This is a genomic window from Negativicutes bacterium, from assembly GCA_021372785.1.
Lineage (GTDB): Bacteria > Bacillota > JAAYKD01 > JAAYKD01 > JAAYKD01 > JAJFTT01.
The window spans coordinates 41,325-66,131 of sequence record JAJFTT010000048.1 but is presented as its reverse complement, the minus strand read 5'-3'; the positions used below and the strand labels follow the sequence as shown (position 1 = coordinate 66,131).

The 24,807-nt window shown below is 49.2% G+C and carries 22 protein-coding genes; 5 read left to right on the top strand and 17 right to left on the bottom strand.

Translation table 11 applies throughout. The features are described from left to right. From LLG09_06640 to LLG09_06585, 12 genes are all read right to left on the bottom strand, one after another. On the bottom strand, window positions 1-727 hold a 727-nt coding region (locus LLG09_06640), incomplete at its 3' end, for a tetratricopeptide repeat protein (protein MCE5196788.1). Window positions 728-882: 155 nt separating this feature from the next. Then, entirely contained in the window at window positions 883-1,563 is a 681-nt protein-coding gene (locus tag LLG09_06635; GenBank protein ID MCE5196787.1) for a hypothetical protein, read from the bottom strand. Between the two features lie 244 nt (window positions 1,564-1,807). Next, window positions 1,808-2,785, bottom strand: coding sequence for an ABC transporter permease (locus LLG09_06630; GenBank protein ID MCE5196786.1), 978 nt, complete (start codon window positions 2,783-2,785; stop codon window positions 1,808-1,810). Window positions 2,786-2,790: 5 nt separating this feature from the next. Next, on the bottom strand, window positions 2,791-3,966 hold the full coding sequence (locus tag LLG09_06625) for an ABC transporter permease (protein ID MCE5196785.1): 1,176 nt from the start codon (window positions 3,964-3,966) through the stop codon (window positions 2,791-2,793). Beyond that, the gene (locus tag LLG09_06620; GenBank protein MCE5196784.1) at window positions 3,956-5,488 is read right to left on the bottom strand and encodes an ABC transporter ATP-binding protein; all 1,533 of its coding nucleotides are present in this window, start codon (window positions 5,486-5,488) and stop codon (window positions 3,956-3,958) included. Before LLG09_06620 ends, LLG09_06625 begins: the two co-directional genes overlap by 11 nt. Before the next feature lie 115 nt (window positions 5,489-5,603). After that, window positions 5,604-6,629 (bottom strand): BMP family ABC transporter substrate-binding protein, encoded by a 1,026-nt coding sequence (locus LLG09_06615; protein MCE5196783.1) that lies wholly within the window; start codon window positions 6,627-6,629, stop codon window positions 5,604-5,606. Between the two features lie 439 nt (window positions 6,630-7,068). Further along, on the bottom strand, window positions 7,069-7,221 hold the full coding sequence (locus LLG09_06610) for a hypothetical protein (protein ID MCE5196782.1): 153 nt from the start codon (window positions 7,219-7,221) through the stop codon (window positions 7,069-7,071). A gap of 404 nt (window positions 7,222-7,625) precedes the next feature. Then, window positions 7,626-8,657, bottom strand: coding sequence for a biotin-dependent carboxyltransferase family protein (locus LLG09_06605; GenBank protein MCE5196781.1), 1,032 nt, complete (start codon window positions 8,655-8,657; stop codon window positions 7,626-7,628). Continuing rightward, window positions 8,654-9,391 (bottom strand): 5-oxoprolinase subunit PxpB, encoded by a 738-nt coding sequence (gene pxpB, locus LLG09_06600; protein ID MCE5196780.1) that lies wholly within the window; start codon window positions 9,389-9,391, stop codon window positions 8,654-8,656. Before pxpB ends, LLG09_06605 begins: the two co-directional genes overlap by 4 nt. Further along, window positions 9,388-10,164: a 5-oxoprolinase subunit PxpA gene (locus LLG09_06595; protein MCE5196779.1), complete on the bottom strand. Its 777-nt coding sequence runs from the start codon at window positions 10,162-10,164 to the stop codon at window positions 9,388-9,390. Before LLG09_06595 ends, pxpB begins: the two co-directional genes overlap by 4 nt. Window positions 10,165-10,363: 199 nt before the next feature. Further along, a complete protein-coding gene (locus tag LLG09_06590) occupies window positions 10,364-11,479 on the bottom strand; it encodes a ribose-phosphate diphosphokinase (GenBank protein ID MCE5196778.1) in 1,116 nt (371 codons plus the stop codon). A gap of 121 nt (window positions 11,480-11,600) precedes the next feature. Next, window positions 11,601-13,052 (bottom strand): hypothetical protein, encoded by a 1,452-nt coding sequence (locus LLG09_06585; protein MCE5196777.1) that lies wholly within the window; start codon window positions 13,050-13,052, stop codon window positions 11,601-11,603. A gap of 239 nt (window positions 13,053-13,291) precedes the next feature. On the opposite strand from LLG09_06585, the gene LLG09_06580 reads away from it, so the two are divergent. Continuing rightward, entirely contained in the window at window positions 13,292-13,723 is a 432-nt protein-coding gene (locus LLG09_06580) for a C-GCAxxG-C-C family protein (GenBank protein ID MCE5196776.1), read from the top strand. A gap of 247 nt (window positions 13,724-13,970) precedes the next feature. Further along, the gene (locus tag LLG09_06575; protein ID MCE5196775.1) at window positions 13,971-15,290 is read left to right on the top strand and encodes an MFS transporter; all 1,320 of its coding nucleotides are present in this window, start codon (window positions 13,971-13,973) and stop codon (window positions 15,288-15,290) included. A gap of 50 nt (window positions 15,291-15,340) precedes the next feature. Here LLG09_06575 and LLG09_06570 read toward each other — a convergent pair whose 3' ends face one another. The 5 genes from LLG09_06570 to cdaA all read right to left on the bottom strand — a co-directional run bounded on the left by LLG09_06570 (window position 15,341) and on the right by cdaA (window position 21,937). Next, a complete protein-coding gene (locus tag LLG09_06570; protein ID MCE5196774.1) occupies window positions 15,341-16,579 on the bottom strand; it encodes an MFS transporter in 1,239 nt (412 codons plus the stop codon). Between the two features lie 250 nt (window positions 16,580-16,829). Next, window positions 16,830-18,656, bottom strand: a complete 1,827-nt coding sequence (gene glmS, locus LLG09_06565; GenBank protein MCE5196773.1) for a glutamine--fructose-6-phosphate transaminase (isomerizing) — start codon at window positions 18,654-18,656, stop codon at window positions 16,830-16,832. 87 nt (window positions 18,657-18,743) lie between these two features. Continuing rightward, window positions 18,744-20,021, bottom strand: a complete 1,278-nt coding sequence (gene glmM, locus LLG09_06560; protein MCE5196772.1) for a phosphoglucosamine mutase — start codon at window positions 20,019-20,021, stop codon at window positions 18,744-18,746. Window positions 20,022-20,112: 91 nt separating this feature from the next. Then, window positions 20,113-21,114, bottom strand: coding sequence for a hypothetical protein (locus tag LLG09_06555; protein MCE5196771.1), 1,002 nt, complete (start codon window positions 21,112-21,114; stop codon window positions 20,113-20,115). Further along, window positions 21,107-21,937 (bottom strand): diadenylate cyclase CdaA, encoded by an 831-nt coding sequence (cdaA, locus tag LLG09_06550; GenBank protein MCE5196770.1) that lies wholly within the window; start codon window positions 21,935-21,937, stop codon window positions 21,107-21,109. The genes LLG09_06555 and cdaA overlap by 8 nt, the downstream gene beginning before the upstream one ends. 424 nt (window positions 21,938-22,361) lie before the next feature. Between cdaA and LLG09_06545 the strand changes: the two genes are divergently transcribed. From LLG09_06545 to LLG09_06535, 3 genes are all read left to right on the top strand, one after another. Next, entirely contained in the window at window positions 22,362-23,135 is a 774-nt protein-coding gene (locus LLG09_06545) for a DUF2971 domain-containing protein (GenBank protein ID MCE5196769.1), read from the top strand. Between the two features lie 209 nt (window positions 23,136-23,344). After that, window positions 23,345-24,358 carry a permease gene (locus tag LLG09_06540; protein ID MCE5196768.1) on the top strand — a complete coding sequence of 338 codons (1,014 nt, stop codon included), beginning with the start codon at window positions 23,345-23,347 and terminating at the stop codon, window positions 24,356-24,358. 55 nt (window positions 24,359-24,413) lie between these two features. After that, window positions 24,414-24,806 (top strand): thioredoxin family protein, encoded by a 393-nt coding sequence (locus LLG09_06535; GenBank protein ID MCE5196767.1) that lies wholly within the window; start codon window positions 24,414-24,416, stop codon window positions 24,804-24,806. Window position 24,807 lies beyond the last annotated feature (1 nt).

The following is a 24,807-nucleotide window of genomic DNA, read 5'->3' as shown; positions in this document are numbered from 1 at the left end:
TATACGCTTCTCCCAAAGAAAGCCGGGTTGGAATATCTTTTTCATCGCCTTCTTTCGCCAGCAGGAAATATTTGATGCTGTCTTCATACATCCCGGCAAAAAGATAAGCCATTGCCAAATCATAATAAAGCGTAGGACTGACGGCACCCAGGCTGACGGCGATGCCGCCGTGCAGGACCGATTTTTCTAAATCATGCATATCCAGATAACAGGCGCATAAATTAACGTGCGCCTGCAGATTTTTTTCATCGAGCGTGAGAATTTTCTGCCAATTTTCCACTGCGGTCTGAAGTTCTCCCTTGGCTAAATACATTTCAGCCAGGGCCTGGTAATACTGCGGGATTTCATCATTCACCTTGATGGCCTGATTGAACTGATGAATGGCCATATCCCACATGCCCTTCATTCCATAAATTTTACCGATGAAGTAGAGCGCGTTATCATGCCGTTTATTTAAGGCCAGGGTTTTTTTCCACATCTCCACCGCTTCATCGGGGCGGTTCAATTCCGCATAACAGACACCTGCCAAATAGGTAGCGCTGACAAAGCGGGGATCCAGTTCAATCGCCCTTAAAAAGCCAGGCAAAGCCAGGTCAAATTGACCGATTTCCATGCGGGCTACAGCCAAATCATGGTGCGCTTCTTTATTATTCGGATTCTTGGCGATTTGTTTTTGACATTCGTCGATAATCTTATTGATCTGTTCACGGGTTAGTTTCATTGACATATCATACGCCTCCTTACAATCTAATCATATTCCGCACTGTCCGACTCGATTCCTTCTCAGTAAAAATAAGGAAATTTGCGATCCCAACTAAAAAGAGTTGAATTCATACTTTGTTCACGGGAACAGCCCATCGCCGGTAGGGCGCGGTGGGCTGCTCAAATGAGCAGATTCCAACCTTTTCTTAAAAAGGCATAGGTAACAATGGCAGGCAGCAGCGGCAGAAAAAAACAACCCACAATCGAAAAATAGAGAAGTAGTATGACAAGAACAGCTCCCAGTACCGCGGCAGGAATCGCCCAATAAATCGCATCTTGTTGGATCGGTTTCAGCACAAAAAAACTGAAATAGTCCGGCAATGTTCCGCTGCCGCCGCCGACCGGCAAACTTTTCACACCGATGAGCCAGCGGGCAATCGTCTGACAGGGCAGATTATAAACAGAGCCGGACCAAGAGCCGCCGCCGCCAAAAATAAAATCCACCGGCAGAAGCCAAAATGCCGCCAAACCAAAGCGAAAAACGCTCAGCCATAAAACGGCCAGGCAGATCAGTCCGCCGCCGCAATTGCGTAAAAAGACGGTCAGCGCCGGTATTCTCAAACGGGCGCTGACCAGTGCCGCCAAAAAACAAACAGCGCCGGCCAAGCCCAGGTAGAATTCGGGAAATGGCAATAAGCCGGCCAGAAAGTGATAGTATTGCAGCAGCAGCAATTCCGCCGTAATGAAAATCGCCGGCAGCAGAGCGGCCCGGATGAAAAGCAGACCTGCCCAATCGCCAAAACTTGTTATAAAATGATGCCAGAGACTGGAACGCCAGTAGATTTCTTTTTTGAGTGCCATCCTCATTTCTCCTGTCTTTCGAGCGATCAAGCCGCTCCTTTCGTTGCCGCAGATATTTTTCTTTCTCCTTCACCAAACGGGTTTCCTGCCCTGCCGCGCTTTGCCGCCAGAGCAGTCCAACACGAAAAGAGAATCGCGCGCTCCTCACATAAAAAAGGAAATTGAAAGCAGAGAAACCGTATCGTCTCTTCTTGCTCTGAAGAAAGCGATACGGTCATGCCTTTTGCCTCCCGCCCGAACAGCATCAGCGGGCGCCCTGGTCATAGGGTTCACCGGAGGCTTTCGGCGCCTGCGAATTTTTGGAGGAGAAGACCAAGACGATCAGGGTGGCAAAATAGGGAATCATCTTATAAATTTCACTGGAAATGCCGAAACCCTGCAGCAGTCCGATGGAAGAATAGGATGCCGAAATGGTTTTCATCGCGCCAAAGAAAAGCGAAGCGGCAAACACACGCCAAGGTTTCCATTGGCCGAAGATCAGCACAGCCAGCGCCAGAAAACCGTAACCGGCCACGGAGGCATTGAAATTGGTCGAAGTCGGAATGACAAAAACCAAACCGCCCAATCCCGCTAACGCGCCTGAGATGACTACGCCGGCATAACGCATTCGATAGACATTAATCCCAACCGAATCAGCCGCCTGCGGATGTTCGCCGCATGCCCTCAGACGCAAGCCGAATTTTGTACGATAGAGCACCACCCAGGACACAATCAAAATCGCCACCGAAAGATAAGTGGTCAGGTAGGTGTTTTGGAAAAAGAGCGGTCCGAGCAGCGGCAAATCACCCAAGAGCGGCAGTTTGGCGATATGAAACTGATTTTCAAACGGAATCTGCTGTACACTGCGGCCGCTGATGCTGCCGGTCGCAATTCTGCCGACTAAAATCGCCAGTGGGGAGGAAGCCAAATTCAGAGCAGTACCGCTGATGACCTGATTTGCCTTCATATTGATGGCGGCGTATGCATGCAGCAGGGAATACAGCATCCCGGCTATGATAGCAATAAAAACTGCGCAAATCAACAAAAAATTGCCGGAAAGCAGCGCATAAGTCTGCATCAAATAGATAAAAAGCACGCTGGCCAAGGCTCCGACAACCATGATCCCTTCCAAAGCAATGTTGACAACACCGCTGCGTTCGGAAAAAAGGCCGCCCAAAGCAACCAAAAGCAGCGGCATCGAGAAGAACATGGTTTGCTGAACAATAAAATAAAGCAGGTCGATCCCTCTCATCGCAGACCGCCCCCTTCCGCGGGAGACTCATTTTCCGGCACTTTCGGCACCGGCTCTTCTGCCGCGTTGTTCGCGAAGCCGCCTTTGTTTTTAGAGTTTCTGCCCTTCCACCAATTTTGCACATATTCCAGATTGTTTTGGAAAACAAGCACAAACCCGCTGAAATAGATGATTGCGGCCGTGATAATGTTGATGATTTCCTGATCATAATTCAATAGCTGCAAATTGAACCCGCCCACCTGAATATAGGCAATGAACAGACCGGCAATCAGGATTCCGACGGGATTCGATAAGCCTAACAAAGCGACCGACATGCCGTCAAATCCTTCGGTGGCAATGATGTCGATGACTTTGATGTATTTGCCGGAACCGGACAAATATAGTAGCCCACCGCCAATCCCGGCCAAAGCGCCGGAAATCATCATCGAAAAAACGATATTGCGCTTGGCATTGATCCCGGCATACAGACTGGCGTCTTTATTGAAACCGCAGGCTTTCAGTTCATAACCAAACGTTGTTTTCTGCAAAACAATATAAATCACAATCACACTGAGTATGGCAAGCAAAATTCCGCCATTCATACTGCTATACGGAAAAAGCCGATCCAGGCCCCATTTCGGAATGTTGGCGGTTGCCGCCACCGGCATTGTTTCATTTTTCAATTTATTATACACGGTAGCCTTGATCAGCAGATTGACCAAACTCATACCGATATAATTCATCATGATCGAAGTAATCACTTCGCTGACATTGCTGACCGCCTTCAGCAGACCCGGCAGCATCCCCCACAGCGCTCCGGCCAGCATAGCTGCCAGGAGAGCTGCCAACCAATGAATGCTGCCGGGCAGCCAGGTCATCGTCACACCCACATAGACAGCGGCAAAGGAGCCCAACATAAATTGTCCGGAGGCGCCGATATTGAACAAACCGGTTTTAAAAGCAAAACCAACCGCCAGTCCGGTCATGATGATGGGGGTGGCATAATAAAGCATCTGACCGATCCCCGCCGCTCCTTTTTGAAAACCGCCCATCAGAATAATGCCGATTCCCTGCAGTGCCTGCTGCGGGTTGACAATCAGCATGATAATAAAACCAAGTAAAAAACCTGCGAGTACCGCCAGGACAGAGGGCAGGCCCGCCCGCGTAAATTGGCCGACACTTCTACCTTTCATAACCCGCCCCCACCTTCGCGCCGGACATGTAAAGTCCAAGTTCCTGCATCGTTACCTCTTCCGGCAGCATATCCGCTACAATCCGCCCGTTGTGCATGACCAGAATCCGATCACTGACATCCATCACTTCATCCAATTCCAGGGAAATCAATAAAATGGCTTTGCCCTGGTCACGCTGGGCAATGATCTGGCCGTGAATATACTCAATCGCTCCCACATCCAAGCCGCGTGTCGGCTGCACGGCGATCAGGAGTTCCGGATCGCGTTCGATTTCCCGGGCCAATATTGCTTTTTGCTGATTCCCACCCGACATACTTCTGGCGGATGTCTTGCTTCCCTGACCGCTGCGAATATCAAATCGTTCGATCAATTGCTGGGCAAATTGCTCGATGGCATCAAATTGCAGAAAGCCATGCACGGAAAACGGCCGTTCAAAATACCTTTGCAGTACTAAATTTTCCTCCAGAGAATAATCCAGTACCAATCCATATTTATGTCTGTCTTCCGGGATGTGAGCCATGCCTAACCGCGTGCGGTCCCGGATGGAAAGGTGTGTGATATCCCGACCCATAAATTCGATCCTGCCGCTGACGGCCGGCAGCAAACCGGTTAAAGCGTAAACCAGTTCACTCTGTCCGTTGCCGTCTATCCCGGCGATACAGACAATTTCACCCCGATTGGCAGCAAAAGAAATATCATCCACATCAGACTGACCGTGATGGCCGGTTTTCACGGATAAATGCTCCACTTTCAGGATTTGCTCGCCCCTGATAGCCGCTTTTTTATCGACTGCAAAATTGACCTGGCGCCCCACCATCATTTCGGACATTTGTTCTTTGCTGGTAGTCCGCACATCGACCGTGCCGATGTACTTGCCTTTGCGCAGCACACTACAGCGGTCGGCCGCTTCTTTGATCTCATTGAGTTTATGTGTAATAAAGACAATCGATTTCCCTTCATGCACGAGATCCTTCATAATCTTGATTAATTCAATGATTTCCTGTGGGGTTAGGACAGCCGTCGGTTCATCGAAAATCAAAATTTCGTTTTCTCTGTAGAGCATCTTGAGAATTTCCACTCTCTGCTGCATGCCAACGGTAATATCGGATACAAGGGCATCCGGATCAATCTTCAACTTATATTTTTCACTGAGTTTGATCACTTTGTCCCTGGCTTCATTCATTTCTAAAAATCCCCGGCGAGTCGATTCCACACCCAGGATAATATTCTCCAGTACAGTAAAATTCTGCACCAGCTTAAAATGCTGATGCACCATACCGATGTGATAACGGTTCGCATCATTGGGATTGCGAATTTTCGCTTCCTGTCCGTTGATGCGGATGCTACCCTTCTCGGGTTGATATAAGCCGAAAAGCACACTCATCAGAGTGGACTTCCCTGCACCGTTCTCACCAAGCAGCGCGTGGATTTCACCTTTTCTGACCAGAAAGGTCACATTGTCATTGGCGATTATTCCGGGGAACTTTTTTGTGATATTGAGCATCTCAATGACATTTTCCATGACTTATCCCCTCTTGCTTTACTGCCTGCCCATGCATGCTGTCAGGATAAGGACAGGGAGATGTCTGATCAACATCCCCCTGTTTGAACCTTGCTCCGGGCGTTCAGGCTCCGATTTATTTGATCACATTGACAACGACATTGGCAGTAGCAAGTTTTTCGACGGCATCCTGATCGGTATCGGTGAGAATTTTAATCTCGCCGGCAACCAATTTGGCATAAATCGCATCGTAATCCGCTTGTGTAAAGGTGGTGAATTTGGAAGTTGCCATCGGCAGTCCGACACCTTGAGACTTCACATCAACAATTAAAGTGGCACCGCCGGCAAATTTCCCGGCATAATATTCTTTCAGAGAGTCATAAACGGATTTGGTCAGATTTTTCATGGCGGAAGTAATCACGGTTGGCGATTCGCTGGATTGATCCACGTCAACACCGATTACTTTGCCTTTCGCCGTCGCGGCAGCAGCCATCACAGAATCACCCAGAGCGCCGCCGCAGCCAAAGATAACCTGCGTGCCGTTCGTAAACCAACCGGCAGCCATGGTCTGTGCTTCAGGCGTCGCTTCGAATTTACCGGTGTAATTGTAATTCACTTCAACCGCGCCGGGGGCAAGTTTCATTTCTTTGGCGGCATAATCAGCGCCCTGAATGAAACCGTAACCAAAACGGATCACGGCGGGTACGGACACACCGCCCATAAAGCCTAATTTGGTCATGCCATCTTTGACAACGGCATATCCGGCGAGAAATCCGGCTTCCTGTTCCGCGTACTTAATGCATTTGACATTGGCTTCTGTCTTAAAGGTTTTATAATCAGCTGTATGAGGTTCACCATCCAGAAGAACAAAGTTTACTTTGGGATACTTGGTCTGGGCTTCATAAATAGCTACTTCAAAATTGAAACCGGGGCAAACCACAATTTTCGCTCCGCCGTCAACGGCAAGGCCGATGGAAGCGAGTAAATCGTCTTTCGCGTCGCTTTTCGGCTGATAATACTTATACGTTTTCTTATTTTCGGTTGCATATTGAACGACGCCTTCCCAGGCGCCCTGGTTAAAGGATTTGTCATCAATCGTACCGATATCGGTGACCAAAGCAATTTCAAAAGTTTCTTTTTTCGGTGTGCAGCCTGCAAACATAGCTAAAACAGTGGCCAGAATAAGTAACATCGTAATACTTTTTCTCTTCATTTTCAGTTCTTTCCTCCTAAATATTATTTCGTGGCGCGTTTTTTACGCACATCACATAGTCATAGAATAACACAATCCCTCATTTAATGCAATAACCCGGCCGGCTTTTTTGCCATAGTTTTTTAACATTTCAGTTGGCTCGGACCAAGAAGCGTCAGGATACTCTGAAACGCAAGCGAACCAAACGGTTTGGGATATTCTGTCACCCCGCTCGCAACAGGACGCCGATCATCTGATCAGAAACGGGACCGTCACGGCACTGCAGACGCTCCAATCCATCAACGGTGCCAAAACAGCGGTCAACGCCTTAGTCCAGGCGTTAAACGGACAAAGGCAAAAAAAAGCCTGCGAATCTTTTTTTTGATCCCCAGGTTTTTCATCTTGCCGCTTATTTACCACAGCGTTTGCATACATTGATTGCATTGCCATTGGCATCATTCTTATTCCATAATAATTTCACACCGGTTCTTTTGCAAACTGGACAGGTACCTCTCCAACCGGCTGTGGCTTTAATGTTTTTACCTCTTTTTGTTTTTGGCATATCTAGCACCTCTTCTCACGTTGATTTCGTTGTTTTCCAACGATAACGTGCTTTAGTATAGCATATTCTTTTCGAATTGGGAAGTCTTTTTTCGCTTTTTCAGAGAGGTTTCTTCCGAAAATCAACCTAAAAGCAGCGGCGCTTGTGCGGCTTGCCTGCGAAGTGATTCCGCTGCGGTCATTTTCCGCCTTTTGGCTGCCATGGCAAATTTCAGCTTTAGCGGGTATAGTCCAATTAATATCCAGTCGGACGGCACAACATCCGCGGGCAAGAGGAGTTGATCCATGGCACAGCAATCAGACAGTCAAACCATGCCGTTGGTTTGGCATAAAAGTTCCCGCTGTTTGGTTCTGCCGTTTGATTTACTGCTGCTGCGGTTCAAATTGGGGCAAAGGCAGAGCAAACTACTCTAATTTCTCATCCACCCGCACGGTAAAGACTTCCCCTTTGACCGAAATTTTGTAGAGGTGGCTGCCGGGCATCGTTTGCGCTGCCAACCATGTTTTGATGGCTGCATACTGCGCATTCCGGTCGCGCCGGGCCTGCAGCGCCGCTTCATAACTGACTTCCTGAAAGCGCAGCCGATGACCCGCGGACAAATAGGCGAATTTACCCAGATCAGGTCCGATTACCGTGGCGATTTTGGGATAACCACCCGTCGTCTGGGCATCCGCCAGCAAGACAATGGGTTGGCCATGTCCCGGCACTTGAATCGCGCCTTTCATAACGCCATCAGAAACGATCTCTTTTTTGTCCAAATGATGCAACGCTTCTCCTTCCAGGCGGTAACCCATGCGGTCGGAATCTTTGCTCACCTGCCAGGTTTGCCTGAAGAAACTCAATTTTTCAGCGGTGTCAAAAAAATCCGCTTGCGGCCCCGGTAAAGCCCGAATCAGCTGACGTTCTCCTTGATTCTGCGGCCAAAACCGTTCCGGCAGCCGGCCGTACCAGGCTGGCAGCCCTGCTGCTGCCCCAGCCGCAATCAGGTCACCGCGCAGCAGGGCTCTGCCCTGAAAACCACCCAGTTTACCGCGCAGAAAAGTACTGCGGCTGTGCAGAACGGGCGCTGTATCAATTCCGCCTGCCAAAGCCAGATAAGTACGGCTTCCCGCGCCGCCGCGGAAACTCAAAACATCACCCTCGTTTAGCCAAAAGCTGCCGCAAACAGGTAAGGCGATGCCATTCAGTTTCGCTCCCAGATCGCCGCCCATCAAAGCGGCCAGGCCGCTGCCGATTGCGGTCAGCGTCGGTCCCAGCAATGTGATTTCCAGTACAGCCACCCCGGCCTCGTTGCCCAGCATGAAATTTGCCACGGAAGCAGCATAATCATCCATCACTCCGGCGGCAGGCAGACCAATGGAACCATAGCCATAGCGCCCCAGATCCTGCACGGTCGTCAGCAAACCGGGTTGTCCCACCAGTAATTGTAGACTCATCGGTCTTCGCCTCCCTCTTTCCGGCGGCGGTTTACCTGATAAGAATTCAGCGAAACCTGCTGCTGGATTCTCTCATACTCGGCTAAACTGATCGGCGCAAAATGCAGATAGTCACCGGCTTTGAGCAAAACAGGCTGTTCCAGCCGGGGATCAAAGAGTCGCAGCGGTGTTCGTCCAATCAGCCGCCAGCCACCGGGTGTTTCCAGGGGATAGACGCCTGTCTGCGTTTCGGCGATACCTACGGAACCGGCCGGCACCGCCGTCCGGGGGGAAGGCAAGCGCGGGCAGGCAATTTCTTGCGGCAAACCGCCCAGATAAGGAAAACCCGGCGTGAATCCCAGCATATAAATCAAGTAATCGACCGAGCTGTGCAGTTCGATGACCTTTTCTTCCGTTACGCCGGCATGTTCTGCAACATCGTGCAGATCGGGTCCGAAGTGACCGCCGTAACAAACAGGGATTTCCACGACCTCCGCTGCCGCAGTCTCCGGCGAGACCTGCTGCAGCAAACGCTCCACTTCCCGCTTTAAATCGTCAAAGTGCAGCTGCAAAGGATCGTAAACGATCAAGAGGGAGCGATAGGTGGGAATCGTTTCCCGAACGGCTGCAATGTTTTCCCGCTGCAAGGCGTTTTCCAGACTGCGCACCTGCGCTACCAAAGCGGGATCGATGCGATCGCCAAACTCCACCACCATACCGCTTTCACCCTGTCTTAAGAAACGGGGATTGCTCATTGCCGAATCACCTCTGCCATGGGAGCGATCGTAATTCCTTTTTCGGTCAGCATTTGACGGATAGCTTTGGCATACGCCGCCGCTCCGGGTGTGTCACCATGCAGACAGACTGTATGCGCCTCAATCTTGAGGATACTGCCGTCATTGGCAATCATTTCACCGGTTTCCACCAGGTGAACAATCCGACTGACCGCTTCCTCCAGAGTTTCGATCATAGCACCCGGTTCGCCGCGGGGCACAAGGCTGCCATCCGCGCGATACCCCCGGTCGGCAAAGACCTCTTCGGCCACCTGCAATCCTGTTTGATAGCCTGCCCGGCAAAGCTGAGAACCGGCCAGTCCGACCAGAATCAGCTTTGGATTCACCGCTTTAACCCCTTCTGCGATGGCCAGCGCCATCTTCAGGTCCTGACCGGCCATATTATACAAATTGCCATGGGGTTTGACGTGCGACAACTCAATCCCCTGACTGTGAGCAAACGCCTGCAGCGCGCCGATCTGATAAATCAGATAAGCACGGATTTCAGCCGCAGAGCAAGTCAAATTGCGTCGGCCGAAGCCGAGCAGATCGGGAAAACCGGGATGTGCTCCCAGCGCAACCTGATGCGTACGGCATAACTTGGCGCTTTGGTCCATGACGAGCGCATCTCCGGCATGCCAGCCGCAGGCGATATTGGCAGAAGAAATAAATTCCACAATGTCCTGATCAGCGCCATAGCGATAAGCGCCAAAAGATTCGCCCATATCGCTGTTTAAGTCAATCATCCTCTTCATGGTTGTCTCCTCCTTCACTTTTTAAAGACAGACGTCCAGCCGGCTTTCTTTTTTTATCCACTCTTCTTCTTTGAGAAGGGTATGATTTCCTGATTTCTTCGAGCCCGTTATAGTCAATAGAAAAGCCGATCATACGCTGCGACCGGCTTGTTGCGCTCTGGCCGCAGCCGATCCAACCGACAGCACGTGGCAGCGGAGACTAGATGGTTTTGTTATTATCGGCAGGATCATTAATTTCCCAACGCTGATACAGATGGGTCACGCTCTCCCCCAAATGAATGGAGCGGATCGTGGCGGCAAACAATTCCGAGACGGAGCAAACCCGAATTTTCGTCACGGTAATCCGATCTTCCACCATCTTCCCCCCGGACAAATAGCACTTGGTCACAGTCTCGCCTTTTTCCGGGACCTCCAGGGTGTCGGTGACCACAACTTCCTGTAAATACTTATTTTCTTCAATCCGGCGCAGGGCGGCGCCGGAGAAAATCCCGTGCGTTGCGACAGCGATCACGTGTTTCACGCCAAAATTTTCACATAGGGCATTAATCGCATTCATCATGGAACCGGCCGTATCAATTTCATCGTCAAAGATAATCGCATTTTTGCCGGCGATATCACCGATCACATGTATAATTTCAGAAACATCTTCATTGCCCTGACGTTCTTTGAGCACAACCGCCAGGGGCAGGTTTAATTTGGAGGCAAAACTCTGAGCACGCTTGGCAGAGCCGGCATCCGGCGAGATCACGGTCCAATCGGCCAATTCTTTCTTGCTCAAGCCTTTGAGGATATTTTCTCTGACATAAGAAGCCAGAATGCTGGTCGCCTTCAGGTGATCGACCGGAATATTGAAATAACCCTGAATTTGATCGGCATGCAGATCCATGACAACAATGTGATCCGCACCAGCCGCTTCAATCAAATCTGCCACCAGTCTGGCAGTCAGCGGAATACGGGGCTGATCAATCTTATCAGAGCGTGAGTAGGGAAAATATGGCAGAATCGCAGTGATACGTCCGGCTGAACTGCGGCGCATGGCATCAATTGTCAGCAATAATTCCATCAATCGGTCATTCACCGGCACTCCGGAAGATTGGATGATAAAGGTGTCGGCTTCCCGTACCGTTTCTTCCAATTTTACAAAAGTATTATCATTGGAAAACTTTTTCACCGTAATATCACCGAGGCGATATTTCTCCAAATGCTTGTGACCTGCTGTTTCCGGTAATTCTGTTTTTAAATGATCGACGATTCGTTCTCCCAAACGACGGCTTGCCGTGCCGGCGAATAGTTTTATGATTCTTCCTGCGTCCATAATCGTTCCTCCTCACAATTGATCAGCAAAGCCTCTACCTATCATTTCTGCCCCGGCGGTAATAATCCTATCATCCTATCAGAATTCTCAACGATTCGACAGCATTACATTTTTTGAATTGTCAACGTTTCAAAGGGAAACGCAGAATATCCTGCCTCGAATTCTCCGGGAAAGGAAACAGCCATGGTTTTTCCTGCTGATCACGAATTTCGCTGATATACCAATCCGCTTCCAACTTGCTGATCAAAAGATGCCAGACGGTTTCATAATGACCGTGGCTTAATTGATATTCCAGGCGGACCACTGCCGTTCTTTTGCTTTTACCTTCCCCCATCCGGAAACCGGCAGAACTGAAGAGCAATTGTTCTTTGCCGGCACGCGCCGACATGGCCTTTACATATTCCATTCGGGTAAGCGGCGCTCTGTTCGGCTCATATAAATCCCAAATCAATCCCCAGTCCTGGCTGCCCCAAGCTCTGCAAAAAATCGTCAGCAAATTCTTCGGCCCCAATTTACAGCGGTAGAGGGAACGATTGAGCATCTGATAGTCGGCATCTGTTTTTCCCGCCAATTCCTCAATCAGCCAATGGTATTTCGTTGGGATCTCCACACTGCGCTGGCAGGTTTCGGCGATTGCCACCGCATCCGCCAGTAAATAGCGGCAGGTCATCAGATCCGCATCCTGCATTTTGATGCCTGCGTTAAATCTGCTATGTTCAAAATAAGCATAAAACTGCTTGATTGGTACTCGCTCGCTATTAAACTGGATGCCGTGTCCTTCCTGCATATACGCGTTGAGATAAAAATAAACGTACTCCACATAGCCATCCGATTGCCAGGCCAGCAGCATCAGAACCAGACAATCGTCTCTGCTGTGACTGATTTTCAGGCAAACCGGGGCGCTGTCCTTCATTCGCTGTACCGGATCCAGAAACGGCACACCCAGCAGAACGAGTTTACGGTGCAAATCGTAGGCTTTTTCCTGATACCACTCTTGCCGCTGTAAACTGAGCAGCCAAAGAAACAGGGCGGCGCGTTTTGTCTTTTGCTGCGAAACGGCTGTCAGACAATCGATCTGCAATTCCTCGTCCAAATCGCGGAATTCTTCTGCCAGTTTATCCAGATTTTCTTCCTCATCGGAAATCGCCCGTAAATACTCATCGTAATAGTATCTTAAAATCGACATTGAGTCCTCTAATGACAGCAACAACTCTTCCTTATCAACGTTTTCACCCAATTCCGTCAGAATTGTCGCTGCCGCCATGCGCTGCATATCCGGAATTTTCGGATTGCCTATCACCCGGTATAAAGCTTCCTCCACACCCGGCAGTTCACCTTCCGTCAGCAGCCAGACCAAGAAATTCAGACGTTTTTGCTCATATGGTTTACGAAACTGCAGGATCAGAGCGGCTAAAAAGTCCGCCGGCCGCGCTTCCATCATTGCCATCAGCTGATGGGCGGGCTGTGTCTTGATTTGCTGCAAATCCTGCCGCGCCAACGCTTCGTTCAGCAAATCCTCCACTTGTTGAATGAAGCGTAAATCATAAATGATCGCCTTGTTTTTTGTGCCCATCGTTTCACACCTCTTTTCTAAGCGCGGTTTGTTCTTAGCTTCCGGGGCTTGTTCGGCTTATTCTTAGTTTCCGATTGAATCTATTTCTTTCTGGACTTAGCCTCTTGAATCCTTCTTTCTCCTTTTTATACCAGAACTCTATCGGAATCTGAATTGCATTTCTCAACAATTCATGTTATAATTCCGTTCAAATGACATAAGCAATGCTTATGATTCGGGGGATAGAAAGGATGGTTTCCATGTCCAAAACAGGCGATCGAGCGGTTGAACTTTATCTGGAAAAAGGGTTCAGCTGTTCAGAATCCGTTTATATCGCTTTAGCAGAAGCCGATGATTTGACCGCAGAACAAATCGACGCAGGAAATCACATGGCCGGCGCCTTTTCCGGCGGGATGAGCGTAGGATCTGTCTGCGGCGCCTTGACAGGCGGCATGCTGACGCTGGGCCGCTGGTTTGGCCGCAACTTAAATGAAGCACGCAAGGACGAAATGAAAGAATACAGCAAAGCCTTGTATGAAGCCTTCACAGACAAATTCGGATCGGAAAGCTGTAGGAAACTCAAACCGGAAAGCAATGCTAAAAAGCAATGCGCCGAATATGTGCGTTTCACAGCCGAAAAAGTAGAAGAACTGCTGGACAAAGGCCTTGCTGATGATGATGACTGCGGTTGAAAATAGAACGACCCGTTGCGCGTGACGCAGCATGAAAGGCACCCGGCGTGAAACGAACCGGGTGCCGTTTTTAAACGGCAAGCCGCAAGCAGGACCTTGATTCGGGTCAATCCAGGCTCAGGATGTCCGGGTGAAAATGATCCTACTTGCTGAAAAACGATACGCCGGGTGCAGAGGATGCTTCAAATCATCTCCTGTTCTGATTTGAAAACCCGTGCGGCTAAATCGATCATAAGGTGGTCTTAGTTTGAATTTTCCCAAGCCCCTGACCTTTTGGCAACTTTTACGCAACAAAAATACCGATGGACCGGACGCACAATTCCAACGCAATCAGCAAATCAATGTTGCGCAGGGAATCCTGTCCATCATGGCGATCAATCTGGTCAATCCGTTTTTAAACATTTTTGCCATAAAAAACGGTGCTACCGATTATCAAGTCGCCCTGCTGGCTTCCGCTCCGGCTCTGGTCAGTGTTTTATCGATGATCCCCGGCGCACGATATATCGACAAACACGCCAAAAAGCACAAAGTCACGCTGCTTACCATGCTTTTTCATCGCTGCTTTTATCTGTTTTTGGCCTGCATTCCCTTCTTTCGCCCCAACCTGCGCGCCTCTTTGCTGGTAGCGACCATCGCTCTCATGAATCTGCCGGGCTCGATCAGCACGATATCCTGGCAGTCTTATATCGCGCGGGTCATACCGCCGGCTTTACGTCCGCAATCGATTGCCACCAGGAATAAAATGCAGAATTTGGTCGGCACATGTTTTACCCTCTTGGCCGGCCGCTTCCTTGATATTGCTTCCTATCCTATTGGCTATCAGCTGGCTTTCTTCACTTCTTTTTTACTCGCTATGGTTGAAATCTGGGTCTTCTCGCGCATGGATGAACCGGACCTGCCGGGTGATGAGGCGATTGAACAACGAGCGCAGACTGTTCCGGCCAAAACAAGTCCTGTGCAAAGCCTGAAAAAAATCCTGCGGGAGATTTGGCAGGAGAAGCGTTTTTTGCGTTTCTGTGCCGCTTCTCTTTGCTTCAATTTTGCCATGATGATCCCCTGGTCTTTGTTCTCGCTCTATCAGGTGCGGATCTTGGGCGCCAATAACACCTGGGTCAGTTTATTAAGCTTAATCAATACCGGAGGTTCCTTGCTCGGCTACGGCTTCTGGACAAGATACAGCCAAAAGAATGGCAATCTGGCCACGCTCTTCTCTTCCGGCATTTGGATTTTCGTCGTCCCTTTGGCCTACGCTTTTTCGAAAAGCCTGTATTTTGTTGCCTGCATCAATCTGATTACCGGCATGGTCTTTTCGGGTGTCAATCTGTCTCTGTTCAATGCGACTCTTGAGGCGGCGCCGGAAAAAAACCGCACCAGTTTTCTTGCTTATCATCAAACGGTTATCAACATCATGGCTGTATTTGCTCCCATTGTCGGCGTTGGCTTAAGAGACCTTTTCGGCTTTCAAATTGCTTTCCTGATCTGTGCTCTGCTGCGTATCGGCGGTGCTTCCAGCTTTAAAGTCTTGCAGCGTTATGAGAAAAAACATGCCGCAGAAGAAATTGTCTGAAAAACCCGAAAAAAAAAGTCTGCCGGAATCAATCCGTCAGGCTTTTTTTGTTATACTTGCTGAATTTTTCTGGTTTTTCTTTGATTTCGATTACTGGCCCAAAGGAAAATCACGGCGCCGATCAACCGTATCGCAGCACTGAGATAGAGCGCTGCGTAAATCGACCAGAGCTGCTTGATGTAGATACCAACAAAGGGCATCACCGAGCCGGTGATTTGGGTCAGGCAGGTGAAAAGAGAAATATATAACGTCCGATTTTCTTGCGGACAAACATAGAGCAATTCATTGAATACCAGAAAAATCACACCGCCTGTACCGCTGCCCACCACGATCTGCGCCAGTAGAAGCATTGGAAGCGTAGCGCTGAGGGCATAGACACAAGGGGAAATTGCCATCAGGAACATACAAATACCAAGGACGAACTGACTGCCGATTTTTCTGCTCAATCTGATCCACAGTTCAATGGTGATCACCTGCGTGATGGTTGAGACAATTGTAAAATAGCCAATCCAGGCTGCATTGGCCTGCAGCACATTCAGCTGATAAATACTGTAAAGCGGCCAGGCCATTTGCCACCCCAGATAAAAGACGATCACCGTCGAACAATAACGAACATATTGCGGCTGTTTCGGCAAGGTCTTGATGATACCAAGCAACTTCTTGCCAAGATGATCTCCCCTGGCAGGCGGCTTTTGCAGAAAAGCAAATTGCCTGTATTGATGAATCTCCGTCAAACCGACCAGGAAAGTAAAAACGAAGAGGATTTCAAACAGTGTTAAATTACGGATGGCAAACCGTTCATTCAAAGAAAGAAAGATTCCCAATAAAAAAGTTGCTCCGATGGTCAACAAGCTGTTATATTTATTGCGTTGGCCGATGATCTCATTCAGCTGATCCATAGGAAAGACATCGCCGATCAGCGACTGATAGCCGATCAGCCAAATCGATTCCGGTGCATTGCGCAGCCCGATTAAAAAAACCAAAGCCAGCGGTCGCAGAACAGGCGGTAAAAGCGGCACAACCGCATACAATAAAAAAAACAGGCGCGAGACCAAACAGACAATCAAAACAGTCTTCAATTTGTTTTTGGCGCTGTCAATCAACATCGCTCCGGGAATCAGCGCTATCACGGCAATCATCGCCGGCAAGGCATTCAGCATGGCAAAATGGAGATCCGTTCCGCCCAGCGCTTTGAGAAAAGTCGCTGCGTAGCTGGCGGATCCCAGAACAAAAGTTCCCAGCAAACCTCCGATGATATTATGCCTCACATTACTTTGGTATTGTTCCATAATAACCCCTTACTGTTGCTTCCGGACGAAATTTCAAGCTGCGAATACGTATAATTTTCTTGCTTTGACCAAGCTTTTCCTGCTCACGGCGCTCAGCGCTGCCTGTTTTTTTGTACTTCCGGCCGGCGGTTGTTTCTGATGCAAAGTAAAAAAAGGGACCTCTTTTCCCAAGGTTTTACTCCTCCCTTTTTGAGAAAACAGATCCCTGCATTCCGCTCGTCCGTGCTGCGAAAAAAAACAGACCGAACATTTATTCCACGGTAACGCTCTTGGCTAAATTCCGCGGTTTATCCACATTGTTGCCCTTGGTCACCGCCGCGTGATAGGCTAGCAGCTGCAGCGGCACAATCGCCAGAATCGGCATTAAAAGATCATCCAATTCAGGCAAAGCGAGGATATGTTCGTTGTCTTCGCTGCGGCTGATGATTTCCGCATTGGTAATATGATAAACCAATGCACCGCGGGCTTTGACCACTTCAATATTGCTCAGCGCTTTTTCCACCAAACGGCTCTGGGTCGTCAGGGCGACCACCGGAGTGCCGCCGGAAATCAAGGCCAGCGGACCATGCTTCAATTCACCGGCCGCATAGGCTTCCGCATGAATATAGGAAATTTCCTTTAATTTCAAGGCGCCTTCCAGGGCCAAAGCGTAATCCAGGTCGCGTCCGATAAAGAAGAAGTTCTGATATCCTGCGATTTGCCTGGCCCAATCGGCAATTATTTTTTCCTGCAGCAATACTTTCTCCACCCAATAAGGCAGGACGCGCAGTTTTTCCATCCACAGCGCTAATTCCGTATCCGTTACCTGACCGCGCAGATTGCCTAATTTGAAGGCCAGCATTAACATAATCAGCAACTGGGAAATATAGGCTTTGGTGGACGCCACGGCAATTTCCGGACCGGCTTGGGTATAGACAACAAAATCGGCTTCACGGGAAACCGTGCTGCCCATGACATTGGTCACGGCCAGGACTTTAGCGCCTCTACGCTGCGCTTCACGCAACGCGCCCAGGGTATCCGCCGTCTCACCGGATTGACTGATAATAATCACCACATCGCTAGTCTTCAGGATGGGCTCCCGATAACGAAATTCCGACGCCATATCCACTTCCACCGGAATACGGGCAACGCGCTCAATCATATATTTACCTGCCATACCGGCGTAATACGCTGTACCGCATGCCACGATATGAATGTGGTTCACCTGCTGCCAGTCCCAGGGAAAAGCATCCATTTCAGCGAAGAACTTTCTGCCGTCGGCATTCGGCATGCGTTCTCTCATTGTTTCGCGCAGTACTTTGGGCTGTTCATGTATCTCTTTCAGCATATAGTGTTCAAAACCGACTTTATCGGCCGCTTCCGCCGTCCAGGTAATTTCCTGCGGCTGCTTTTCAATTTCGCCGCCGTCCTGCTGGTAAAAGATCACCTTTTCTTTGGTTATCACGGCGCGTTCGCCGTCATTCAGAAAAATCATTTCGCGCGTATAGGGCAGCAGCGCCGGAATATCGGAAGCAACATAATTTTCACCTTTGCCCAAACCGATGACCACCGGGTTGTCTTTGCGCGCCACAACAATACGATCCGGTTGCCAAAGATCCAGCATAACCAAAGCATAAGCGCCGCGCAAACGGGGTAATACCACATCCAACGCCTGCATCAGCGGCAATTCGGTTTCTTCCAATAAATTAACCACTACTTCCGAATCGGTTTGGGAAAGCAAAGCAATTCCTTTGGTTATGAGTTCCTGGCGTAATTCTTTGTAATTTTCAATCACACCATTATGGATGAGCGTGATCCGACCGCGGCTGCCCAAATGAGGATGAGCATTTTCATTGTTGGGTTCGCCATGCGTTGCCCAGCGGGTATGACCGATGCCGATATGCCCCGTCAGTGGTTTTTCTTTCAAAATGGCTTCCAGTTCCGATAACCGCCCTGCGCTTTTCAGCTGGTTCAATTTCCCTGCGTCGATGATCGCTACCCCGGCGGAATCATACCCCCGATATTCCAAACAACGTAACCCGTCGAGAATGATCGGCAGTGCGTCCTTTGGTCCAACATAACCCATAATCCCACACATACGCTATCCCTCCTATTCTACTATCCGTGCATCATTCCTTAAATACAGGCTCAGGCGCCTGGCAATTGCTGCCGCTTCTTCTTCCTGTTACGCTTCAACCATAATTCGAATCAGCTGCTCGGTACCGGAAGACCGTACTAAAATGCGCCCCCGCTCGCCCAAGGCCGCTGTCTCTTCTGCCACCGCTTGAGAGAAGACGGTATTCCGCATGGCAGCCTGTTTATCTTCCACCTTACAATTCAGCAGGACTTGCGGGAATTTATGCAGCACCTCAGCCTTCTCCCGCATTGTCGCCTTGCTTTCTTTCAGCATGGCTGCAATTTGTAATCCGGTCAGCATACCGTCACCGGTTGTGGAAAAATCAGTTAAAATGATATGACCGGACTGTTCTCCGCCCAGGTTGTATCCCTTAGCCAGCATTGTTTCCAAAACATATCGGTCTCCCACCGCTGTAATCTGCAGCTCAATCTGATGTTCTGCCATAGCTTTCTTTAAGCCGAGGTTGCTCATTACCGTAATAACCAATGTGTTTTTCTTCAGGCTGCCCTTTTGTTTTAAATGCAGCGCCAGCATGGCCATAATTTGATCGCCATCGACCAAATTACCGTCAGCATCCACAGCCAAACAACGGTCGGCATCCCCGTCAAAAGCAAATCCGAAATCCGCTCCCATTTGCTTGACTGCCTTTTGTAAACTGGCAGGGTGCGTGGAACCGCAGTCCAGATTAATGTTCGCTCCGTTTGGCTTGGCATGCAGCGTCGTTATCTTAGCACCGACACTGCGGAACAAATCAGCTGCCAGAGGAGCGGAGGCGCCATTCGCGCAATCAAGCACGATATGCAAACCATCCAGTCTGATTCCGGCAATGCTTTGCCGCAGATGATGCAGATAAAGTTGAATCGCCGTATCGTTTCGCTGCCAACTGCCCACTGCGGCGCCGGTCGGCCTCAGACTAACGTCCTGATCCCGGCACAGGTATGCTTCGATGGCATCTTCTGTGCGATCCGGTAATTTATAGCCGTCATGCGAGAAAAACTTAATACCGTTATCCTCCACCTGGTTATGCGAAGCGGAGATCATCGCCCCCGCCTGCACCGCCATTTGCTTGGTCAGATAGGCTACCGCCGGCGTGGTGACGATGCCAAGAGAAATCACCTGCGCACCGTTCGACATCATGCCCGCCGCTAAGGCTGCTTCCAACATCTCTCCGGAAGATCTTGGGTCTTTACCTACCAAAATCGTCGGCTTTTCCTGTTGCGGCGTTAACACTGCCGCAGCCGCCCGCCCCAATTGAAATGCCAATTCCGGTGTTAATATCGTGTTTGCAATACCGCGGACTCCGTCCGTACCAAATAATCTTGCCATCTCACTGCCCCCCAGAAGTTACTTGCGATGTTTTTGCTTCGCTCATCTCCCGAATTTATAGCATCAGAAGCGAGCGGGTTTGCCGCTTCGCTCAATTGCCGGTTCCCCCCGCAGAGATCCCAGTTGTACCGCCGCTCACCCGTTTCAGCGTCAGTGTTACCCTGACGGTATTGGGCATCTCCTGCGCCAAAGTAATCCCCTCCGGTAATTGGATGGTGGTACGCAATGATTTCACGATCTCTTCGCTGGCTTTATCCTCGGCTGTGAGATCCGGAACACTCATTTTCACCGGCAATGTCTCAATCAAAGCCAGTTGTTCAAGGTCGCCATTGATCCGGACCGTTGTCGGAGAAAAGGTATAATTCTGCAGCACCCATCCCTCCGGAATCGCCAATGAATCCGGTAAAACCAAACCGATATCCTTGGCGGGCAGAAGTTGAATCGTTACGGCGACCAAACTGGGCTGCAAGCTGACACCTTCCACGCTGTTGCCGGCGCTGTCCAGGATCTTCACCTCCATACTCTGTTCAAAATTCCCTCTGCGTTCACTTAAGTCGACCAGCACAACCGCCTGCGCTACCTGCTCCAGGGTGGAACGGGAACCGACGACCAAGACAGTTTCCGGTTGAATCGTCACCACAGGGTCAACAGCGGCATCGGCCGGCTGTTCCGTGATGATTACTTCTACATCCATCACCCGGCTCATGCTGCTGACCAAGCTGACATGTACTTTGTGCGGTTGGACTGCTTCGATGCTTAATCCGGCAGGATAACGCAGATTAATCTCCAGATCATATTCTCCCTCGCTCAAACCTTTCAGGTCAATACTGGCTGTAATCTCCTGACCGAGCATATCGGTCAGCAAAGAAGAAGAACCCTTCAGTACAATGCTTTCCACGGCGGTATAATCATAAGAAATGGCATAATTCGCGGGGACATTCAGCACCTCAATGGGAATACGATAAAAGTTCTTACTCATTTCGTTGCTTGCCACTTGCTTATTTGACTGTTCGCTGGCTACGACCCAAATCGTCAGCGCAATTAAAACCGATAAAATACGCACGGCCACATTGGAAGAAAAAATCTTATTCATCTTTTTTCCCTCCCCAGCGCAGCCAGGCCGGCAAGGCAGCCTGCAGGGTATTCTCTGCTTCGAAATAAGTCTGCTGCAGCAATTCGCCCAACATTTTGCCATCCAGATAACGAATTAATTTGCCTGCTTTGGCTAAAGACACGGCACCCGTTTCTTCGGATACAATAATGGTCAGACAATCGGATTGTTCGGTGATGCCAATCCCCGCCCGATGTCGCGTGCCCAATTCCTGCGCAATTTCCGGATTGGCGGACAGCGGCAGATAGCAGGCAGCGGCAACAATGCGGTTATTCCGAATCATCACAGCCCCGTCATGCAGCGGTGTATTCTTATAAAAGATATTCAGCAGCAGCTGACTGGTAACCAGACTGTCCAGCTCGACTCCGGTTTCCATATATTCCCTTAAGCCGGTTTTCCGTTCTAAAACAATCAAAGCGCCGGTTTTGGCGGCTGACATCGTATCCACCGCTTTGATAATTTCAGTAAACATCTGGTTGATTTGTATTTGATCCGCCGTTTGTTTATGAAAAAAAGTACCGCGGCCCAATTCCTCCAAAACCTTACGCAGCTCGGATTGAAAAACAATAGGAATAGCGACAATGCCTAAGGTCAAAATCTTATCCATCAGCCAGCCGATCGCTTTCAATTCCAGAAACGAGCTGACGGCAAAAGCCAGCAAGACATAGAGCAATCCTTTGACCAGTTGAATGGCTCGCGTATTGCGAATCATCATAATCAAACTGGATATGGCGATGGAGACGATCAGCACATCAACTGCGTCGAGTAAACTAAAATCAGCGAAAATCGCCAGAATTCTCTCCATAAAGTCCCTCCAGACCGGTTCGATCAGGCAAACAGAAACCAGCATATCTGCCGTTTTTACTGTCGAAACCGTGATTTGATCAAGCAATATTAATTTTTATTCTGCAAAGCAGAGAGGTTTCCCTTTCGCAGCTGAAAAAAAGAACTCTGTTTCAGGAAAAATTCAAATCAGACCTTGTTCTCAACGGTACTACCAAGCGGATTGGCAAAGCAGATTCCCGGAAAATCCGCGCGTCCTTGTTATGGCTTAGCATAGAAGACGGCAAGCAATTTGCAAAAAAAATGTGATCTCTCCGCCTTTTTACGCCACAGAACCTGCTTTGCCGGCCTTTTCTCTAGCTTTTTACAGCGGTATGGTGTATAATGCGATTGCACCTGATGAGCAGCCAAAACAAAAGCAGCCAACGCAAAGCGAGGGATCAGACTTGAGTTTGAATGAAAAAGAGTTTTACACCCAACAAAATGAAAAAGCAAAAGCGCATGACAGCTATTATCATTTTACCAACTTGGAAACACTCGCTCATATTGTCTCTGATCGATCGATCCGATTATCCCAGTTAAAAAAATTCAATGATCCCATCGAAGAAGAACGAGCACTGCCCCTGTATAAAAATAAAGTATTCACACTTTGTTTTACACACCACAGTACAGAAACAATTCCCATGTGGAAAATTTACGCGAATGATAAAATGGGGTTGTCCCTGCGGTTTGATCACCTGGACTTCCTGGAAGATAAAAATAACTATTTGGCAATCGAAAAAGGTTGGGAAGTTCGGGATGTCAAATTGCTGGATGTCTTATACGACGATGATTTATCCAAGTTTGAATTCAATGCGCGCAAAGACGGCGAGGACAGCGGCGACGCAGTTTATTCGACCTGCATCGGTTTCGCTAAAACGAAGATCTGGGAATATGAGCAGGAAACGAGACTGCGCTGCTACATTGATGTCGGCAAAGGCAAGCCCTCGGTTTCGATCAGCAAGAGTAAATCCGGAATCAGTAGAAAATACAACTACCCCAATTTTGATTATATCTTCTGCACACTGCCGCCTCAGGTGCTGCACGAGATGAAAGTGGTTTTTAATCCGTTTATGGATAGTGTGCGTAAGGATATCGTCAAAGCTACCGTGAAAATGTTTCTTCCTGATTATCCCAATCATAATTTTCTGAATAGCCGTCTGGAAGGCAGAATTCGCTGAAAGGCGGATGCCGGCTGATTCTGCTTTTTTCTGTGATTTGCCGCTAACCCATTGACAAGTCTCTATCTTTGACTATAATGGCAGATAGATACTTGTCTATTTGATCCGGCGTAACGGAACAGTTGTCCGCGAGTCATCGCAAGATGACTTTCTTTTCAAACCATCATATAGAAATATTTGAATTTATTAATTGAGCGGGGGTAAACGTTATGACGGCAGTGCAAACCGGCTGGGGGTTTTTTCAGAATCAAGTTCTGGGCATGCAATGGCTGAATCTTCTGGTCGGTCGGATGCTGACAAGCTTTGGTTTCGATCTGAACAGTAAAATCGGCAAAAGCGTACAATTTTTTCTCTATGATTCCGTCAAAATCATGCTGCTGCTCAGTATCCTGATTTTTTTGATTTCTTATATTCAAAGCTATTTTCCACCGGAGCGCAGTAAAAAAATCCTCAGCCGCTTCCATGGCCTTGGCGCTAACATCCTTGCCGCTCTGCTCGGGACTGTCACTCCCTTCTGCTCCTGCTCCTCGATCCCGTTGTTCATCGGTTTCAGCAGCGCCGGTTTACCGCTGGGTGTTACCTTCTCCTTTTTAATTTCCTCCCCGATGGTTGATCTTGGCTCGCTCGTTCTGTTGATGAGTATTTTTGGTATTAAAGTCGCGCTTGCCTATGTGAGCATGGGCTTACTGATCGCCATTCTGGGCGGCAGTCTGATCGAAAAAATGCAGATGGAAGAACAGGTGGAGTCGTTCATCCGCACTGCCGGATCGGTCGACCTGGAAGCCGAAGTACTGAGCGTCCGGGACCGTCTGCAGTTCTCCCGGGATCAAGTCATCGCAACCGTGCAAAAAGTGTTTCTTTATGTTCTGATCGGAGTCGGCATCGGTGCTCTCATCCACAACTGGATTCCCGATGCCTGGGTGAGCAATGTGCTTGGCAGCAATAATCCTTTTTCCGTGATCCTGGCTACGCTGGTTGGCGTTCCCATGTATGCCGACATTTTTGGAACGCTTCCTGTTGCGGAAGCACTGCTGGCCAAAGGAGCACAGCTGGGCGCCATCCTTGCCTTCATGATGGCTGTCACCACCCTCTCCCTGCCATCGATCGTTATGCTGCGCAAGGCAATAAAACCAAAGCTCTTGACCTTATTTGTCGGATACTGTACACTGGGTATTATCACAGTCGGATACCTGTTCAATGCACTGCAGCCATTCCTGATCTAAACAAGGCTGCCGGTGCGATCATCAAAGAAAACATCAAATCAGAGGAGGAAGAATCATGTCATTGTTTCACATCAAGAAAAACGAAATCAAAGCACCCGCTTGTAATTGTGCCGCACAGCCGCAGGTGACGGCAAGCGGCAGCGGCGCGGACAGCCGGCCCGCGGCAGCAAAAGTCTCTAACGGTGGCGGTCAAAGCCAGCCGGGCAGCCTCAGCATTAAGATTCTGGGTACCGGTTGTGCCAAATGTCATGAGCAATTAAAAAACGCAGAGGAAGCCCTCAAAGCGATGGGGCTTGAGACAAAAGTGGAATACATTACCGATTTACAGACGATTATGACTTACGGTGTGATGTCGATGCCGGCTGTCGTGATCAATGAAAAAGTAGTTGCCATGGGAAAAGTTTTAAAACCGGCTGACCTGGAAAAATTACTGAAAAAAATTCTTTAAA

Excerpts from the sequence above, each read along its gene's own strand:
- pxpB (MCE5196780.1), bottom strand. The coding sequence starts at position 9,391 with ATGAGCAATCCCCGTTTCTTAAGACAGGGTGAAAGCGGTATGGTGGTG.
- LLG09_06590 (MCE5196778.1), bottom strand. The coding sequence starts at position 11,479 with ATGGACGCAGGAAGAATCATAAAACTATTCGCCGGCACGGCAAGCCGT.
- LLG09_06625 (MCE5196785.1), bottom strand. The coding sequence starts at position 3,966 with ATGAAAGGTAGAAGTGTCGGCCAATTTACGCGGGCGGGCCTGCCCTCT.
- LLG09_06535 (MCE5196767.1), top strand. The coding sequence starts at position 24,414 with ATGTCATTGTTTCACATCAAGAAAAACGAAATCAAAGCACCCGCTTGT.
- cdaA (MCE5196770.1), bottom strand. The coding sequence starts at position 21,937 with ATGGAGAGAATTCTGGCGATTTTCGCTGATTTTAGTTTACTCGACGCA.
- LLG09_06540 (MCE5196768.1), top strand. The coding sequence starts at position 23,345 with ATGACGGCAGTGCAAACCGGCTGGGGGTTTTTTCAGAATCAAGTTCTG.
- LLG09_06635 (MCE5196787.1), bottom strand. The coding sequence starts at position 1,563 with ATGGCACTCAAAAAAGAAATCTACTGGCGTTCCAGTCTCTGGCATCAT.
- LLG09_06585 (MCE5196777.1), bottom strand. The coding sequence starts at position 13,052 with ATGGGCACAAAAAACAAGGCGATCATTTATGATTTACGCTTCATTCAA.
- LLG09_06580 (MCE5196776.1), top strand. The coding sequence starts at position 13,292 with ATGTCCAAAACAGGCGATCGAGCGGTTGAACTTTATCTGGAAAAAGGG.
- glmM (MCE5196772.1), bottom strand. The coding sequence starts at position 20,021 with ATGGCAAGATTATTTGGTACGGACGGAGTCCGCGGTATTGCAAACACG.
- LLG09_06615 (MCE5196783.1), bottom strand. The coding sequence starts at position 6,629 with ATGTTTGCAGGCTGCACACCGAAAAAAGAAACTTTTGAAATTGCTTTG.
- LLG09_06595 (MCE5196779.1), bottom strand. The coding sequence starts at position 10,164 with ATGAAGAGGATGATTGACTTAAACAGCGATATGGGCGAATCTTTTGGC.
- LLG09_06555 (MCE5196771.1), bottom strand. The coding sequence starts at position 21,114 with ATGAATAAGATTTTTTCTTCCAATGTGGCCGTGCGTATTTTATCGGTT.
- LLG09_06610 (MCE5196782.1), bottom strand. The coding sequence starts at position 7,221 with ATGCCAAAAACAAAAAGAGGTAAAAACATTAAAGCCACAGCCGGTTGG.
- LLG09_06620 (MCE5196784.1), bottom strand. The coding sequence starts at position 5,488 with ATGGAAAATGTCATTGAGATGCTCAATATCACAAAAAAGTTCCCCGGA.
- glmS (MCE5196773.1), bottom strand. The coding sequence starts at position 18,656 with ATGTGTGGGATTATGGGTTATGTTGGACCAAAGGACGCACTGCCGATC.
- LLG09_06570 (MCE5196774.1), bottom strand. The coding sequence starts at position 16,579 with ATGGAACAATACCAAAGTAATGTGAGGCATAATATCATCGGAGGTTTG.
- LLG09_06605 (MCE5196781.1), bottom strand. The coding sequence starts at position 8,657 with ATGAGTCTACAATTACTGGTGGGACAACCCGGTTTGCTGACGACCGTG.